The sequence below is a fragment of the Roseibaca calidilacus genome, from assembly GCF_001517585.1.
Lineage (GTDB): Bacteria > Pseudomonadota > Alphaproteobacteria > Rhodobacterales > Rhodobacteraceae > Roseinatronobacter > Roseinatronobacter calidilacus.
The window spans coordinates 1,742,744-1,760,496 of the sequence record NZ_FBYC01000004.1 but is presented as its reverse complement, the minus strand read 5'-3'; the positions used below and the strand labels follow the sequence as shown (position 1 = coordinate 1,760,496).

Here is a 17,753-nt window from a genome sequence, read left to right as displayed (position 1 = left end):
CTTGCGCCCTTTCAGCCCAAAGTGCCTGCAAGCTGCCCCACGGCAGATTGCATCGTGCGCACGACGACAAAGGCGTCGCGCAGGTGGCTACGCTCGAAATCGGACAGGTCCGATGGCGCGAGGAAATTGTCCGGCTTGCGGCCCATCCGCACCAATGTCGCTTGGTTTTCCAGCCGCAGATCGGCGATCAGGTCGTAAGCTTCGATCAGGTCGCGCGCGCCAGAGACAGAGATGATCCCGGCCTCTTCCGCCGCCAGCAGCCGCGCGCGGGTATTCGCCGCCGGGATGCGCCCGCGCAAGGCGTAGACGCGCGCAAGGTCGGTGATCGGCACCACGCCGCCCAGTTTCATATCGACATGGTTCTTGTGTTCGCCCGAGCGGATGGTGGCAAAGCCGCGCAGCAGCCCAAGGGGCGGCGCGTGCTTGATGGAATTCGACACCATATGGGCGACAAAAATCGAATTCTTCGAGGCCGCTTCCAGCGTTTCCGCCTGCAAATCGCGGAACAGGCTGACCTGCCCGCCAATGGGGCGCAGGTCGAACATGACCGAGGCCAACATCTGCGCTTCGGGCGAAGGCGTGTTGATCCAGCCTTGGAAATAGCGCCGCCAGACCGACAGGGGCTGGCACCAGCGCGGGTTCGTGGCCATCATGTCGCCGGGGCAATAGAAATAGCCCGCCGCGTCCAGCCCGTCGCTGACATAGCGCGCCAGCTTGGTGAAATAGGCCATGTCATCGGGTGTGGCGCTATCGTCGATAATCAGGCAATTGTCTTGGTCGCTGACGCCGGTTTGCTCTTGCCGCCCTTGGCTGCCGCAAGCGGCCCACAGATAGGGCACGGGGGCGGGGCCGAATTCATCCTCTGCCATGCGCAGCAGGCGGCGCGTGACGGTGTCGGCAATGTCGGTAATCAGGCGGGTGATGACATCATGCGCGTTATGCGCACCGACAAGCTGCATCAGCAGTTGCGGAATGCGGGCGGTCACATCGGCCAGCCCGGCGTAATCGGTGGCATTTGCCGCGTCGCGCACCAGTTGCGCGGAGCTGACGGCCTGAAAACGGGTCAGGTCGGTCTGGGTAATCATGCCGACCAGCTTGGGGCCGCGCGTGATCGGGACATGGCCAATGCGGTGTTCCAGCATCATATGCAGAATGTCGGACCCCAGCGCGCTCGGGTCCAGCGACAGGGGATCGCGGGTCATGAACGCGGACAGCGGCGTATCCGGGGCGCGCCCCTCGGCCAGCACTTTGCCCGACAAATCGCGCGTGGTGACAATGCCGACCAGCCTCTCGCCCTCGACCACCGGCAGGCAAGAAATGCGGTGCTCGCGCAGCAGCTTGGCGGCGTCTTGCGCGGTCATGTCGGGCGTGGCGCTGCGCGGGTTGCGCACCATCAGGTCCGACACTTTCAACGTGGCAAGGTCGTTCTGGCGGCCCAGCTTGTTTTGGCCTTGGCCCCGGCTGAAAAACCGCTCGAAGGCCGGGAAATTGGCGATCAGGTGGCGCAATTCGCCACCGGGCAGTTGCAGCAGGACCGTGTCGGCGGTGGTGGTGGCGGTTGTCGCCGCGCGCCCGTCGCGCAGCAAGCCACGCTCGCCAAAGGAATTGCGCGGGTTCAGGATAGAGACCAAAGCACCATGGGTATCGGTCACCTCGACCGTGCCGGATTTCACCAGCCAGACGCCGCCGATTGGCTCGCCTTCGGTATAGATGACCGTTCCGGCAGGGTATTCGATGCGGCTGAAGGAATTGGCAACGCGCGTCAATTCGTCAAGCGGCAACGTGTCATACGGGTGCACCGATTGCAGGAAGTCCAGAACCTTGGGGCTGAGATCGGGCATGAGATGTTTCCGGGGGTTGGGGTGGCCTGCCCCCGTAGCACGGGGACAGGCCGGTGTCTTTGCGTCAGATCAGTGATCGACAGCCGCGCCAGCGCCTTTCGGCACGCGGATCGATTCCACCAGTTCCTGAATTTCCGCAGGTGCATCGCCCGTCAGCTTGTTGACGATATAGGCCGACGCGAAGTTCAGGGCTGCGCCCACCGCACCGAAGCTGAGCGGCGAGATGCCAAACAGCCAGTTATCCGGGGTATTCGCCAGCATGTTGGTGCCGGGGATGAAGAACCAGCCCAGATAGGTGAAGATGTACAGCACGGTTGCCCCAAGGCCCACGATCATACCCGTGATCGCCCCGGCAGCGTTCATCTTCTTGCTGAAGATGCCCATCATGATTGCCGGGAACAGCGAGCTTGCCGCCAGACCGAAGGCCAGTGCCACAACCTGCGCCGCAAAGCCCGGCGGGTTCAGGCCCAGATAGGTCGCCAAGGCAATGGCAAAGGCCATCGAAATCCGCGCGGCCATCAACTCGCCCTTTTCCGAGATGCCGGGATTGATCATCGATTTGATCAAGTCGTGGCTGACCGCAGACGAGATGGCCAGAAGCAGACCTGCCGCCGTGGACAATGCCGCTGCCAGACCACCTGCCGCGATCAGGCCGATAACCCAGCCCGGAAGCTGTGCAATTTCCGGGTTCGCCAACACAAGGATATCTTGGTTGAAGGTCACCATCTCGTTGCCGCCCCAGCCCAGTTCATCCGCGAAAGCAGGGGGATTTGCTTCGTTGTAATACTGGATGAACCCGTCGCCATTCTTGTCTTCGAACGCCAGCAGGCCGGTTGCTTCCCAATTGGTCATCCAGTCGGGCTTGTCCTCATAGGCCAGCGGGGTTTCCTGAGCGCCGTTCGGGAAGATCGTGGTGATGATGTTCAGGCGCGCCATGGCACCGACAGCAGGTGCAACGGTGTAGAGCAGCGCAATGAAGATCAGCGCCCAACCTGCCGATTTACGCGCATCCGACACTTTCGGCACGGTAAAGAAGCGGATGATGACGTGCGGCAGGCCCGCGGTGCCGATCATCAGCGACAGGGTGAACAGCACCATGTTGAAGGTCGATCCATGGTTGCCGGTGTAGTCGTTGAAGCCCAGTTCAACCAGAACTTCGTTCAGCGTGGTCAGCAGCGGCTGGCCAGACCCGGTATGGGTGGAAAACAGGCCAAGCTGCGGCAGCGGGTTGCCGGTCAGTTGCAGCGAAATGAAGACCGCCGGGATGGTGTAGGCGATAATCAGAACCACATATTGGGCCAGCTGCGTATAGGTGATGCCCTTCATCCCGCCCAGAACAGCGTAGATGAAGACAACACCGGACGCGATGAACAGGCCGGTCGTATTCGACACTTCCAAAAAGCGCGAGAATGCCACACCTGCGCCGGTCATCTGGCCGATCACATAGGTGATCGACATGATCAGCAACGCGATGACGGCCACCAGACGTGCGGTCTGGCTGTAGAAGCGGTCACCGATGAAATCGGGCACCGTGAAACGGCCGAATTTGCGCAGATAGGGTGCCAGCAGCATGGCCAGCAGCACATAGCCGCCGGTCCAACCCATCAGGAAGGTCGAGTTGCCGTAACCCACGAAGGCGATCAGACCCGCCATCGAGATGAAAGAGGCCGCCGACATCCAGTCCGCCGCCGTGGCCGCCCCGTTGACGATCGGGTTGACCCCGCGCGATGCCGCGTAGAAGTCTGCGGTCGACCCGGCGCGTGCCCAGATCGCGATCCCGATATAGAGCGCGAAAGACGCGCCCACGAAGAGAAGGTTGATTAAAAACTGATCCATTGCTCAGGTATCCCTTATTCTTCCACGTCAAACTCTTTGTCGAGCTTGTTCATGTAAGAGGTGTAGTAAAAAATGAGCACGATGAAGGTCAGGATCGAGCCTTGCTGCGCGAACCAGAACCCAAGATCAGTGCCCCCGACCGGAATACCCGACAGTAGCGGGCGTAGAATGATGGCGAACCCAAAGGATACCAACGCCCAGATTACCAGGCTGATCCCGATAATTCTGAGGTTAGCTGCCCAATAGGCGCCCCGTGACTTGTCTGACATTGTGACGTCTCCCAGTTTCCTCCTGCGCCCGCCCCGTTATGAGGCAGGCTTCCTCTCCTTTCCCAGTCCTCGCACGGGGCGAGGCTGGCGCGGGCAGGCCATTCCGACCCGTCCCGCATGTGCCGGCGCACGGATGCGCCAGCCCCGGTTGCCCGGATCTATTAGCCCGCCGCCTCTGTCACGATGGCGGACATGTCTTTTGCGATACTGGCGATATCGGCCATGGCATCGACATGCCGCAAAGCGCCCTTCGCGTGGTAATAGCCCATCAGCGGCGATGTCTTTTTGTAGTATTCCATCAAGCGCAGCTTCAGACTTTCCTCATTGTCGTCCGCGCGCACGGGCTGGCCGGCGGCCTTGGCTTGCTCGGCACGGTTCAGGATGCGCTTTACAAGCACCTCGTCATCCACCTCCATGGCGACGACGGCATCCAGACGCTGCCCCGATTTTTTCAGCAGGGCATCCAGAGCATCGGCCTGTGCCAGCGTGCGTGGAAAGCCATCAAAGATGAAGCCATCCGCTTGAACCGTGGTCAGTTGCTCTTCGATCAGGCCAATGACGATGTCATCGGTGACAAGCTCACCCTTGTCCATCACATCTGCCACGCGCTTGCCCATCTCGGTGCCCGAACTGCGGGCCGCGCGCAGCATATCACCGGTCGAAAGCTGCTTCATATTGCGCGCCTCTGCCAGCAATTGCGCCTGCGTTCCTTTGCCAGCGCCGGGCGGTCCCAGCAGAATGATGTTGACGGGGCGGGTTTGTGTTACAGTGGTCATAGGTTCAGCCCCGGTTCATGCGGTTTTCGATCAAGTCATCGACCACCGACGGATCAGCCAGCGTGGATGTGTCGCCCAACGCGCCGTAATCATTTTCGGCAATCTTGCGCAGGATGCGGCGCATGATCTTGCCCGAGCGGGTTTTCGGCAGGCCCGGGGCCCATTGAATAAGGTCCGGGCTGGCAATCGGGCCAATCTCTGTGCGGACCCATTTGACCAGTTCCTTGCGCAGCTCTTCGCTTGGGCTCTGGTCGTTCATCAGGGTGACATAGGCATAGATGCCCTGACCCTTGATGTCATGCGGATAGCCCACCACGGCGGCCTCGGCCACGGCTTCATGCGCGACCAGCGCCGATTCCACTTCGGCCGTGCCCATGCGGTGCCCGGACACGTTGATGACGTCATCAACACGTCCCGTGATCCAGTAATCCCCATCGGCATCGCGGCGGCAGCCGTCGCCAGTGAAGTAATAGCCCTTATACTGGCTGAAATAGGTGTCCATGAACCGCTCATGGTCGCCCCAGACGGTGCGCATCTGCCCCGGCCAGCTATCCTTGATGCATAGCACACCCTCGGCGGCGGTGTCGGTCTGCACTTCGGCGGTCGCGGGGTCCAGAACTTCGGGTTGCACGCCAAAGAACGGCTTGGTGGCCGCCCCGGGCTTGGCAGCCGTGGCACCGGGCAGGGCGGTAATCATGTGACCGCCGGTTTCGGTCTGCCAGAACGTGTCGACAATCGGGCAACGGCCCTTGCCGACATGGGTGTTATACCAGTTCCATGCTTCGGGGTTGATCGGCTCTCCCACGGAACCCAGCAGCTTCAGCGACGACAGGTCATGCTTTTCAACCCATTCCGTGCCTTGGCCCATCAGCGCGCGGATGGCGGTGGGGGCGGTGTAGAACTGGTTGACGCGATGTTTGGCGCAAACTTCCCAGAAACGGCCCGCATCGGGGTAGGTCGGCACGCCTTCAAACATGATCGTGGTCGCGCCATTGGCGAGCGGGCCATAAACGATGTAGCTGTGCCCCGTGACCCAACCCACATCGGCGGTGCACCAGAAGATATCGCCATCATGGTAGTCGAAGGTCAGTTGTTGCGTCATCGAGGCATAGACCAGATACCCGCCAGAGGTATGCACCACGCCCTTGGGCCGCCCAGTCGAGCCAGAGGTGTATAGAATGAACAGTGGGTCTTCCGCGCCCATTTCCTCGGGCGGGCAATCGGTGCTGGCCTCGGCCATCATGGCCTTCAGGTCCAGATCGCGCCCGTCAATCCAGGTGGTCTGGTCGCCGGTATGCTTGACGACAAAACACTTCACCTTGTCCGAGCAGTCGAACAGCGCCTTGTCGGTGTTCGACTTCAGCGCGGTGCGGCGCCCGCCGCGCGGGGCGGTGTCGGCGGTGATGACGGCTTTCGCGCCGCAGTCATTGATGCGGTTTGCCAGCGCATCGGGCGAGAAACCGGCGAATACGATGGAATGGATCGCGCCGATCCGCGCACAGGCCAGCATGGCATAGGCGGCTTCGGGGATCATCGGCAGGTAGATCACGACACGGTCGCCACGGCCGATGCCCTGTGCTTTCAGCACATTGGCCATGCGGCTGACTTCGTCTTTCAGTTCGGTATAGCTGATGTGGCGGGCGGGTGTCTTGGGATCATCGGGTTCCCAGATGATCGCGGTCTGATCGCCGCGCGTGGCGACATGGCGATCAATGCAGTTGGCGGCGACGTTCAGCGTGCCATCCTCGAACCACTTGATATCCACATTGCCGAATTCAAAACTGGTGTTTTTTACCTTGGTAAACGGCTTGATCCAATCAATGCGCTTGCCATGCTCGGCCCAGAACGCGTCCGGGTCGGAAACGGATGCGGCATACATTTCTTCATATTGCGCGGCGTTCACATGGGCGCGGGCAATGAATTCATCGGATGCCGGATAGGTCTGTGACATGAATGCTCCTCCAGTCATGGGAGCGTGGTCGCGCAAAATTGCGCCTATGCCCCCCTTGTCGTGGCATTGCGACGCAACAGCGCGCAACACCTTTCCCCAAGGTGAACATAACGCATTCGTCAATGAAAGTGTAACTTTTTTTGAAATAACGATTTTTTTGTAAAAATATTCACAGAAATATCGTCAAATATGTCAAGAAATTTGCGCTGCGATGCAGAGAGTCCAAGAAAACAAGGCTTTTTCATGGTGCCGCGCAAACACGTTGTCGCGATGGTTGCGCTATCGAAAAGCGGCAGGTCTGACAAGCTGCGCTGCGATGCCGCGCGAAACAATCGTAAAGTGGGCAGGGCAAATGCGCAGCAAACTGATTCGAGTGCGCCGAATCAGATGTGTTTGCCGACGGTCCAGCCGGTGTCCCCCAACCGTTCTTCGCCCTTGGCGCGTGGCAGGTCTTCCAGCGCCGACCCCATGGAATCGTTCCAGCGGTTCAAAAAACCGAACAGCGCGATCACGCCCATGATCTCGACAATCTCGCCTTCGGGCCAATGCGCGCGCAGGGCGGCGTGGTGGGCATCGGTCACGGCATTGGGCACTTGGGTTGCCGCATGGGCAAAGGCCAGTGCGGCTTTCTCGGCATCGGTAAAATGCGGGCTGTCTGCAAAGTTCCACACATCGTCTAGCCGCGCTTCTGACGCGCCGAAGCGTTCTGACGCCAAGATCATATGCGCTTGGCAATACAGGCAGCCCGACGCGAAAGAGCTGACATAGCCCAAAAGCCGTTTGAATTCGGGTGTAACGCCTGCGTTGCTGGTCATCACCGCCATGTTCAGCGCGGTAAAGGCGCGGGCAATTTCTGGCCGATGGGCCATGGTGCGCACGGAATTGGGGATTACGCCCAGCGGCCCCTTGAAGAACTGCACTTCGTCGCGCAGCACTGGGTCCATCTGGTCTTCGGTCAGGGGGGCACAAGCGGCATGGGCGGACTCCGGTTTGGTAGTGTCCGCCCAGTAGGTCCGATGTGGCCGTGCTTTACAAGCCCTTACAGCGGGCGATCCACCCGCACCGTGACCACCGCGCGCCCGCGGGTGGCCGCAGGCCAGCGCAGGTTCACCCGGTCATTGTTCGGCCCTTGCTGAATATCGACATAGGGCATTTCATACCGGGTGGCATTGGAGGCATCTTGCGCGCGACCTTCCATGACCACCGATGACACGGTGCGCGCCCAGCCACCGAAGGGCAGTTTGTCGCCGGTATCGACCACCCATGTGGTTGCGTTGGTGTTCTGGTCGTGCAGCACCACGCAGGGGCTTTCGGTCGGATAATCGACGCCGTTATAGGCGTTGTTGTCGAAGATCACGTTGCGGAAGCGGTTATAGTCCAGCGTGCCAAAGGTCGTATCCACGGCATCGACCCGGTCAATGCGGTTGCCCACGGTGCGGAACACATTGCCCGACACATGCAGCCCCTGCACGAATTGGCCAGAGCCAAGCGGGCGCAGCACGATCCAGTTGAACCATGGCGCGACCCCGCTGGCGATGAAGATATTGCCGGTCACGGTTAGCCCGCCGAAGGAAAACCCGCCGCTGAAATTTGGCTCTGGCGCGTATTCGTTCGACATTTCGATAAAGCAATTGTCGATGTAATTACCGGTGATCGTGGTTTTCAGGTTCACATCGGTCAGCACGATCCCGGCCTGGCGGAGGCCCTGCGCTTCATCATCGCCGGCAAAGAAGTGATTGCCGCTGATGATATGCCCGGTCCCGCCCATAACCCCGAAATGCGCCCAGAGCACGGCACGGTTGTTGCGGATCTTGGCATCATTGTTGTTGGTGTTGAAGGCAATGACCGTGCGGTCCTGCGCGCGCAGCGCCATTTGTGAACTGGCAAACTGGCAGCGATCCACGGTCAGCCCCTGACAGCCGCGGCCAATGGACGTGATGCCACGGTCCTTGGGCCGGTCGAAATCGCAATCTGTAAAGCGCGCGATGCTGCCGCCTTCGGCCAGCATAACCGCGCTGGCGCGGCCCCGACACAGAAATTCGATATCGCGGCATTCGAAATTCGACAGGTTCGAAAAGCCCGAGCAATCCAGCAGATACTGGTAGCGTTCGAAGGTAAAATTCTGCGTGCCCGCACCGCCATGCAGAGGCTGCGACAAGCTGAGCGCGCCCGCGGCGGTGTTGCGCGCGCGCACATAGACCTCGCGGCCCACGCCCACGCCAGAGACGCGCGCGCCCACCGGCACGCCTGCAACATTGCTGACGCCGCTAAGCAGATTGGGGTTGGCCGGATCGTAGGTTGCAATGCGGGTGGTGCTGACAGTGTCCCAATCGCCCACATCGGCGGCGCGCAGCTGGCCGTTTTGCAGCACCAGATGCACATTGGCATTGTCAAAGCCCACAAGGCTGCGCATGTCGATGGGGGCCGTCAGGTTAACCCGCCCGCCCATCATGTCGAAGGCGATATGCTGGTTGGTGTGGAACAGCGCCTGCAAGCCCTTGCGGAACCCTGCCACGTCGTTGCCAAGCGCCGCTTCATAGGTGGGCAGCGTGAAGTCGTGATGCAGGATCAACAGCGCGCTATCGGGCATGGACAGCGTGCCGCGAAAGGTGACGGGGCCGGGGATGGTCAGGTCGCTGTCGATGCGGAACACCCCCTCGGGCACCAGCAGCCGCCGCGCGCCTGCCGCCGATATGGCGGCAAGGAATGCCGCGTGGTCATCGGTCACGCCGTCGCCCTTGGCGCCGTAATCCAGCACATCGACCACGCCCAGCAGGTCGGCGCTATAGGCGTTCGTCACATCTTCGATGCGGATGTCGTCAATGCGGATCACGCCGCCGGTCGGCCCGGTCAGGTCCAGCCCGAAATGCGCGCGGCGCGCCTCTGTGGTCCAGACCATATCGACCCCCGCGCGCGCGCCGGTGCCGATGATGGCGGAAATCTCGACCACCTCGCCATAGCTGGTCAGGGCGGTCGCGGGGCCGGTGGCCGGAAGTGCGGTCAGTTCCGTGCCCGCCGCAGTGCCGACCCATGCGGCCACCGCCACATCCGGCAGCACCCCGGCCATGCCCTTGATGCGCGCACGCACCCGCAGATATGTGCCGGGCGTGATGGGCAATTCCTGCATCCAGCGCAGGCGGGTCGTGGCATTGACCTTCTGCACTTCCAGACAGCCATCGAAATCGGGATCGGACGGAACGAAGGCGGCGAAAGCCGCAGTGTCATAGGTCGGTGTGCCGGGTCTGCCGGTGGTCTGGGACCAGATATCCAGCCCGGCAGAGAAAGGGGGCGGCATCAGCTCCAGCCCTTGGGTGACGGCCATGTTCATGCGGACGATCCTTCCTCGTTGTTCCACACAGAGTGGCGAGCGCCGGCAAAAGACGGCAGCGCTGCCAGATGGAACAGGGATAGTCCAAAGCCGTTAAACCCCGGTCAGGGCAGCGTGCGCAGCCCGACCTAGCGAAACACCATCAGCGCCGAGAGCGCCAGAAGTGCGGCCATGATCCGCATGAAGATCTTCCAGCGTGCGGGCGATGACAAAAGCGTGGTCAAAAGCGCCCCGGCGCTGGTCCAGAACAGGCACACAAACAGGTTCACCCCGCTAAAGGCCGTGGCCAGACGCGCCGATTCCATGACCGGGCCCAGCCCCGCGCCATAACCCGCAGAGGCCGCGAATGCGACCGCCCAGACCTTGGGGTTGATCCATTGGAACAACGCGGCTTGCAGCAGTGTCATGGGGGTGCCGTCATCCTTGGCCTGTACAGCCGGTCGGCGCGTGGCGTTGAAGTAGTTCCACGCCATATACAAGATCCACGCAGCGGCGACCGATTTGAGAACCAGCGCCAGTGCCGGGTTGGCCGAGATCAGCGCGCCCACACCCAGCCCCGTGACCGCGCCGATCACGCCCACCCCCAGCACAACGCCGAACAGATGCGGCAGGCTGCGTTTGAATCCGAAGCGCGCGCCCGACGCCGTCAGCATGATGACATTCGGCCCCGGCGAAAACAGGCCAAGGAACATAAAGCTGTAAAGAAGCGGGTCGAAGAACATCTGCGCGCCTTGTCATGGAAAACCCCGGCGCGATTTTGCGCCGGGGATGATCTTTAATGCGTTAAGGAAGTGTCCGCTAGCCCCCGCTGAGCATATAGCTTGGGAACCACAGCACGATGGATGGGAAGACCACGCACAGGGCAAGCCCGAAGAGTTGCAAGCCCACGAAGGGAATGATCCCCTTGTAAATGTCCTGAATGCGCACCTCGGGCGGGGCGACGCCCTTCATGTAGAACAGCGCAAAGCCGAAGGGCGGTGTCAGGAAACTGGTTTGCAGGTTGACCGCGACCAAGATCAGGAACCAGATGATGATCGGCTGGCTGATGCCATTCCAGTCGCCAACATGGCCGCCGAAATCCAAAAGGCCGACGATGGGCGCGAAGATGGGCAACACGATCAGCGTGATCTCGATCCAGTCGAAGAAGAAGCCAAGGAAGAACACCATCAGCAACAGCACGATCAGGATGGACCATGGCCCCGCGCTTGTGGCGTTGATGAAGTCCACGATCAGGGTTTCGCCGCCGATGGATTTGAACACGAAGGCGAAAGCCGTCGCGCCCACGAAAATGCCAAACAGCATTGCCACCGTCAGGGCAGAGCGTTTGCACACCTCGACGAAGTTTTCCCAAGTCAGTTGGCGGTTGAACGCGGCCAGCAGGATGGACCCGAAGGCACCGACACCCGCCGCTTCGGTCGGTGTGGCAAAGCCCAAGAAGATCGAACCTAGAACGCAGAGGATCAGGAAAATCGGCGGCAGGAAGCTGCGCAAGATCATCGCCCAGAATTCGCCGCGCGTGGCCGGGCCCATATCGTCTTCCATCGGGGGGGCAAGCTGCGGGTTAAAGCGGCAGATCACCAGCAGATAGACGAAATAAAGCGCGGCCAGCAACAGACCCGGCATCAGCGCGGCGATGAACACGGTGCCCACCGGCACCGACAGCAGGTCGGACATGATGACCAGCATGATCGAGGGCGGGATCAGAATGCCCAGCGTGCCAGAGGATGCGATGGTCCCGGTGGCCAGCGGCATTGAATAGCCCGCCTTCATCATCACCGGTAGCGCCATCAGGGTAATCATCACGACCGATGCGCCGATAATGCCAGTGGTCGCGGCCATGATCGTGCCCATCAGCGTGACCGACAGCGCCAAACCGCCGGGCACACGCCGCAGCATGACTTGCAGCGCGTATAGCAGGTCACGCGCGGCCCCGGATTTTTCCAGCATCGTGCCCATGAAAGTGAACATGGGTATGGCCACAAGGACCAGACTTTCCATTGTCCCGCCATAAATCCGCAGTGGAATAAGCGTAAGCTGTTGCAGGCGGAACGTGCCCGCCAGATCGCCCAGCACGGCGAATAGCAGCGCCACACCGCCAAGGATGAACGCCACCGGGTAGCCGCTGAACAGCAGGATCGCCAGCACCGCGAACATCACAAGCGGCAAGTATTCGATCAGGAATTCCATTATCTCTGTCTCTCCGCTCAGGCGTGTTTCGCGTCGGCAGAGCTGTCATGCTCTACCGGGGCGGGGTTCTGGTGGCTATGGGCGTAATAATTGCTGCGCGCGCGCAAGCTGGGCGGGCCAAACAGGTAGACCACGCATTTCAGCGCAACAGACATGCCTGCCAGCGCGATCAGGGCAAAGCCGAAAGGCAGCATGGCCTTGATGATAAAGCGGTTGGGCAGGCCCGTGGTCGCGGCAGAGCTTTCGCCGATCGTCCATGACCGCAATGTGTTCTCTATCCCGTAATTCATGACCACATAGCAATAAGGCACCATGAACAAGACGGCGCCGACCAGTTCGACCCAGACACGGCTGCGGGGCTTCATTGCGTCCCGGACCAGTTCGATCCGCACATGCGCATCCTGAATATAGCCATAACCCAGAACCATCAGGAACAGCGCGGCATGCAGATGCCATTCCATTTCCTGCACGCGGGTAGAGCTGAATAGTTTATACCACTCCGTCTTTGTCCAGTCAGAGTTGAATCCCAAATATTGCCGCTGCGTCACATCATACATGATGGCGAAAATCAGCACCGTGAACAGCACAACCGCCGATGCCACGCCAACACGGGTCAGGAACTTTGCCAGCCCGTCACTTGCGGCCAGCAGATTCTGAAACAGCAACAGCCGCCCGCGCGCCATGCCGAACATCAGGATTGCGATCAGCAAGCCAGTCAGCCCGACCATCAGATATGTCGCGTAAGGCAAAAACGCTTCGTAATACGCCATCAGGGCGGCGGCCTCTTCATCGCCGCGATTGGCAATGCGGCGCAAGCCGTTGAATTCGCGGGTGCTAAGCGAGAAGGGCTGCGCGAACATGATCCCGAACCAGCCCAGAACCGTTGCTGCGGCAAAGGTGCCGGGATTTGCTTGCAACACCGCCGCGCCAATCAGCGCGCCGATCAGCACTGCCAACGTCGGCAGAATCTCGGTGGAGCTTGCGGGCAGAACGCTAAGCCAGAAAGCTGCTGCCAATGCCAGCACCGCCAGCGCGGTTCCGGTCAGTTCCCTGAGTGCCATCGGAGGTCTCCGTAAATTCTGTGAAAAAGCCGCGCATCCCGCGGCGGGTATGCGCGGCATTGGGCTGGCCCTAAGCGGCCAGCCCGAACCCGACTTACTTCAGGTAGCCAAGGTTGCCCCAGGTCGCGTAGTTTTCGCGGAACTGGGTGTAGCTTTCGTAGACGCGCGCGAAATCGGCATCATTGGCGGATTCTTCTGCGGCCACTTCTTCCCACGCGGCTTCCAGTGCGGCCAGCAACTCATCCGACAGGGTGTTGATGTTCACGCCATTCTCTTCCAGCTCTTGCAGCGCCGAGAATTGCAGCGCCTCGCCTTCGGCCAAACCGAAGGCCAAGTTGGCGTCACACACGGTTTCCAGCTTGAACTGGGTGCTTTCATCCAGGCTTTCCCACAGATCAAGGTTGATCATCAGGTCAAAGAAGGTCGATTGCTGGTGCCAGCCGGGGAAGTAATACTCGCTGGCGACCTGGTAGAAGCCCAAGTTCAGGTCGATCGCGGGCATGGAAAATTCGGTCGCGTCGATGGTGCCCAGCTCCAGCGCCGGGAAGATGTCGCCACCGGCCAGAAGCTGCGTGGACACGCCCATCTTTTCCATGACCTTCGCGCCCAGACCGAAGAAACGCATGGTCAAGCCTTGCAGGTCTTCGGGGCTGTTGACGGGGTTGCGGAACCAGCCAGCGGCCTCGGGCGCGATCACGGCGCAAGGCAGCGACTTGATGTTGTTCGGCTCATACAGCTCGTCAAGGAATTCCTGACCGCCGCCAAATTTCATCCATGCCAGATATTCACCAGCCTGCGGGCCGAAGGGCACAGCGGCCAGAAGCTGAAGCGCAGGAACGCGGCCCGCCCAGTAACCGGGGGTTGACCAGCCTGCTTCCACAGCGCCGGTGCCGACAGCGTCGAACACTTCCAGCGCGGGAACAATCGCGCCCGGTTCTTGAAAGACCAGTTCAATCTCGCCATCGGTGATCTTGGTCACTTGCTCTGCAATGCGCTTGCCCAGCGTGCCTAGCTGCGGCAAAGAGCCGGGATAGGTCGATTGCAAGTTCCAGGTTTCTGCCTGCGCAGTCCCGGCGATCAGACCGGCGCATAGCGCGGTCGTGGTCAAAAATGTTTTCATGTTGGGTCTCCTCCACTGTTGGTTATTTTATGACCCTATCCAGTCTTGGACAGCGCCACAGGTCAAGCACAGAGTACCTTTGCTGGTAATTTTCTTGCGCCAGTTGCAACAAACAAATGGCCCACCGTCTCTCCCTTGGTTACTTGGTAAAATGAACTTACCAATTTAAGCAAGAAAAAAATTCCGCGGCGGCAGGGCGCGGAAATGTTTGTGACTGCGCCGAGAACAATATTCACCGTTCAGAGTGACTTGGCTTGATTGACGCCGAACCGGACGCGCGGCATGGTCTGATCATGTCTTTTGGTCCCATTCGCCGCACGCCCATCCCCTTTGAACCCGAATCGGGGAGCGACGCTTTGGCCGTCATGGACGGGCTGTCCGGCGATATGGCCGATCTGATCGTCGGTGCCGCCGGGTGCAGCCCCTATCTTAAATCGCTTATCCTGCGCGAGTGCGATTGGCTAAAAATGGCCTTGGCCTGCGATCCGGCCCTTTCTTGTGCTCAGGAACTGGACAGCCTTGCTGATTGCGCCTTGCCAGATCTGTCGGCGCGGTTGCGCCGTGCCAAGCGCCGCATCGCCTTGCTGTCGGGGCTTGCCGATCTGGGTGGCGTCTGGTCGCTGGACCAGGTGACCGGCGCGCTGACTGACCTTGCCGACCGGGCCACCCATACAGCCCTGACTGCCTTGGTGGCAGAGGAAATTCGCCGCCGCAAACTGCCCGGCAAGTCAGAGGATGATGCCGCCACCGGCGCGGGCATGGTGGTGCTGGCCATGGGCAAGATGGGCGCGCGCGAGCTGAATTATTCCTCTGATATCGACCTGATCTGCCTGTTCGACGAAGATGCGTTCGCGCCCGACGAATACCATGATGCCCGCGCCGCGTTCATCCGCGTGACCCGCAAGATGTGCGGCCTTCTGTCGGACCTGACCGCGCATGGCTACGTCTTTCGCACCGATCTGCGCCTGCGCCCTGACCCGTCCGTGACCCCTGTCTGCCTGTCGATGGACGCGGCCGAGCGATATTACGAAAGCCTTGGGCGCACATGGGAACGCGCGGCCTACATAAAGGCGCGGCCCTGCGCGGGCGATCTGGCGGCAGGCGCGCGCTTTCTGGACCGCTTGCGCCCCTTCGTCTGGCGCCGCCATCTGGATTTCGCGGCAATTCAGGATGCGCATGACATGCGCCTGCGGATCAAGGCCCATAAAGGGCTAGGCGGTGCGCTATGCGTCGACGGGCATGATCTGAAACTGGGGCAGGGCGGTATCCGGGAAATTGAATTCTTCACCCAGACCCGTCAGTTGATCGCGGGCGGGCGCGACCCCGACCTGCGCAGCCCGCGCACGGTCGAAGGCTTGGCCGCACTGGCCGACAAGGGCTGGATTCCCCCTGATGTGGCCGAAAAGCTGACCGCCCATTACATCGAACACCGCGAGATCGAGCATCGTCTGCAAATGGTGCAAGACGCCCAGACCCAGACCCTGCCCACGCGCCCGGCAGAGATGGACCGCATCGCCCGGTTCTGCGGTCTGGCAAAAACCGACGCCTTTCGTACAAGGTTGTTGGGGCGGTTGCAGGATGTGTCGTCGCTGACCGAAGGGTTCTTTGCGCCCGATGCTACCGAATGCGCAGAACCCGACCTGTCCGATCATGCGCAGGACATTGTCGCGGGCTGGTTGGCCTATCCGGCGCTGCGCTCGGACCGCGCCAAGCAGATCTTCAGCCGGATGCGTCCCAAACTGCTGACCCAGCTTTATACCGCCGCCGATCCCGAAGCGGCGCTGGCGCAGTTCGACCGCTTCTTGGGCAGGTTGCCTGCGGGCGTGCAGGTGCTGTCGCTGTTCGAGGCAAACCCCCAGCTGATCGACCTGATTGTCGATATCTGCACCACCGCGCCGCGCCTTGCCGCCTATCTGTCGCGCAACGCCGCCGTGTTCGATGCGGTTATCGGGGGCGATTTCTTTGCGCCATGGCCGGGCACGCAAGCCCTGCGCGCCGATCTGGCCGCGCGCCTTGGTGAGCTGGACGATTATGAACGCCAATTGGATGCCGCGCGCATCTGGGCGCGCGAATGGCATTTCCGCGTCGGCGTGCACCATCTGCGCGGGCTGATCGACGCGTTTCAGGCCGGTGCGGAATATGCGTCCTTGGCCGAAGCGGTGCTCGGCGCGCTTTGGCCCGTGGTGCACGCGGAATTCGCGCGCAAACACGGGCATGTTGCGGGGCGCGGGGCCGTGGTTCTGGGCATGGGATCGCTTGGGGCGGGGCGGCTGAACGCGGTGTCGGACCTTGACCTGATCGTGATCTATGACGCGGCCGCAGATGCGCAATCCGATGGCCGCCGCCCGCTGGATGCGCGCAGCTATTACGCCCGTCTGACCAAGGCATTCCTGACCGCGATCAGCGCGCCCACTGCCGAGGGCCGCCTGTATGAGGTGGATATGCGCCTGCGCCCCTCCGGGCGTCAGGGGCCGGTTGCCACCAGCCTTCCCGCCTTTGAAGCCTATCAGCGGACCGAAGCCTGGACTTGGGAACATCTGGCCCTGACCCGCGCGCGCCATGTCGCCGGCAGCCCTGACCTCGCCGCAGCGGTTGAAGCGGTGCGCCGCAGGGTCATTGCGGACAAGGCCTGTGGCGCGACCATCCGCGCCGATGTGGCCGATATGCGCGCGCGCCTTGCGCAGGCCAAACCGGCCCATGGCCTGTGGGATGCCAAATCCGGGCCCGGTCGGCTGATGGATACCGAACTGGCCGCCCAATTCTGCGCGCTTGCCAGCGGCCATCATGCCTGCCGGGTCGAAGCGCAGTTTCAGGCCGGCCAACGTGCCGGGATCATCGACAAACCCGCGCAAGAGCTGTTCCTGAGCGCCTATCGGCTGTGCTGGACCATGCAAGCCACCGGGCGGTTGCTGGCCGACAGCACGCCCGATATTGCCGCGCTTGGCGAAACCGGTCAGAACCTGATCCTACGCGCCGCCGGGGCAGACAGTGTCGATGCGCTGACCGATCTGCTGCAATCCCGCGCCAAAGCCGCTGCTGCGCAATTCGACACCCTTCTCTTGCAATCGGAACCACGACCATGACCGACCCAAAGGGCCTGATCCGCGAAAGCTACCGTATCGACGGGATTACCGACGCCGAATGCCGTTCCATCCTGATCGACTGGGCGCTGAGCCTGCCCGATGGGCAAGACCAGAAAACCGCACTGGCCGACCAGCTTGCGCAGCACAGCCCGGAAAACCCCGATCACCCGATGACTGTTCTGTTGCGCGAAGGGCTGGAAACCGCGCCGAAACGGACAGGCCGCCGCAAACGCGCCTGATTTCATCCTTGCCAAAATATCCTGGGGTGAATGAAGCCGCAGGCTTCAGAGGGGCAAAGCCC

General features: G+C 61.3%; 13 protein-coding genes. 2 read left to right on the top strand and 11 right to left on the bottom strand.

Annotated elements, in window-relative coordinates:
- Positions 1 to 11: 11 nt before the first annotated feature.
- The 11 genes from AWT76_RS12165 to AWT76_RS12115 form a co-directional block, all read right to left on the bottom strand.
- Positions 12 to 1,841: a DUF294 nucleotidyltransferase-like domain-containing protein gene (locus AWT76_RS12165; protein WP_072246577.1), complete on the bottom strand. Its 1,830-nt coding sequence runs from the start codon at positions 1,839 to 1,841 to the stop codon at positions 12 to 14.
- Positions 1,842 to 1,910: 69 nt separating this feature from the next.
- Positions 1,911 to 3,677: a sodium:solute symporter family protein gene (locus tag AWT76_RS12160; RefSeq protein WP_072246576.1), complete on the bottom strand. Its 1,767-nt coding sequence runs from the start codon at positions 3,675 to 3,677 to the stop codon at positions 1,911 to 1,913.
- A gap of 14 nt (positions 3,678 to 3,691) precedes the next feature.
- The gene (locus AWT76_RS12155; protein ID WP_072246575.1) at positions 3,692 to 3,946 is read right to left on the bottom strand and encodes a DUF4212 domain-containing protein; all 255 of its coding nucleotides are present in this window, start codon (positions 3,944 to 3,946) and stop codon (positions 3,692 to 3,694) included.
- Between the two features lie 161 nt (positions 3,947 to 4,107).
- Positions 4,108 to 4,722, bottom strand: a complete 615-nt coding sequence (locus AWT76_RS12150; RefSeq protein ID WP_072246574.1) for an adenylate kinase — start codon at positions 4,720 to 4,722, stop codon at positions 4,108 to 4,110.
- Between the two features lie 4 nt (positions 4,723 to 4,726).
- Positions 4,727 to 6,673: an acetate--CoA ligase gene (acs, locus tag AWT76_RS12145; RefSeq protein WP_082700191.1), complete on the bottom strand. Its 1,947-nt coding sequence runs from the start codon at positions 6,671 to 6,673 to the stop codon at positions 4,727 to 4,729.
- A 383-nt stretch (positions 6,674 to 7,056) separates the two neighbouring features.
- Positions 7,057 to 7,617, bottom strand: coding sequence for a carboxymuconolactone decarboxylase family protein (locus AWT76_RS12140; protein ID WP_072246572.1), 561 nt, complete (start codon positions 7,615 to 7,617; stop codon positions 7,057 to 7,059).
- Positions 7,618 to 7,712: 95 nt separating this feature from the next.
- A complete protein-coding gene (locus AWT76_RS12135) occupies positions 7,713 to 10,001 on the bottom strand; it encodes a glycosyl hydrolase family 28-related protein (protein WP_072246571.1) in 2,289 nt (762 codons plus the stop codon).
- Positions 10,002 to 10,129: 128 nt separating this feature from the next.
- Positions 10,130 to 10,723 (bottom strand): LysE family translocator, encoded by a 594-nt coding sequence (locus AWT76_RS12130; protein WP_072246570.1) that lies wholly within the window; start codon positions 10,721 to 10,723, stop codon positions 10,130 to 10,132.
- A 76-nt stretch (positions 10,724 to 10,799) separates the two neighbouring features.
- On the bottom strand, positions 10,800 to 12,188 hold the full coding sequence (locus AWT76_RS12125) for a TRAP transporter large permease (protein WP_072246569.1): 1,389 nt from the start codon (positions 12,186 to 12,188) through the stop codon (positions 10,800 to 10,802).
- A 17-nt stretch (positions 12,189 to 12,205) separates the two neighbouring features.
- Positions 12,206 to 13,249, bottom strand: a complete 1,044-nt coding sequence (locus AWT76_RS16505; protein ID WP_176699392.1) for a TRAP transporter small permease subunit — start codon at positions 13,247 to 13,249, stop codon at positions 12,206 to 12,208.
- Between the two features lie 94 nt (positions 13,250 to 13,343).
- Positions 13,344 to 14,369, bottom strand: coding sequence for a TRAP transporter substrate-binding protein (locus AWT76_RS12115; RefSeq protein WP_072246568.1), 1,026 nt, complete (start codon positions 14,367 to 14,369; stop codon positions 13,344 to 13,346).
- Between the two features lie 293 nt (positions 14,370 to 14,662).
- Here AWT76_RS12115 and AWT76_RS12110 point away from each other — a divergent pair, with 293 nt between their 5' ends.
- A complete protein-coding gene (locus AWT76_RS12110; protein ID WP_072247688.1) occupies positions 14,663 to 17,452 on the top strand; it encodes a [protein-PII] uridylyltransferase family protein in 2,790 nt (929 codons plus the stop codon).
- Positions 17,449 to 17,691, top strand: a complete 243-nt coding sequence (locus AWT76_RS12105; protein ID WP_072246567.1) for a hypothetical protein — start codon at positions 17,449 to 17,451, stop codon at positions 17,689 to 17,691. Before AWT76_RS12110 ends, AWT76_RS12105 begins: the two co-directional genes overlap by 4 nt.
- The last annotated feature ends 62 nt before the right edge of the window (positions 17,692 to 17,753 follow it).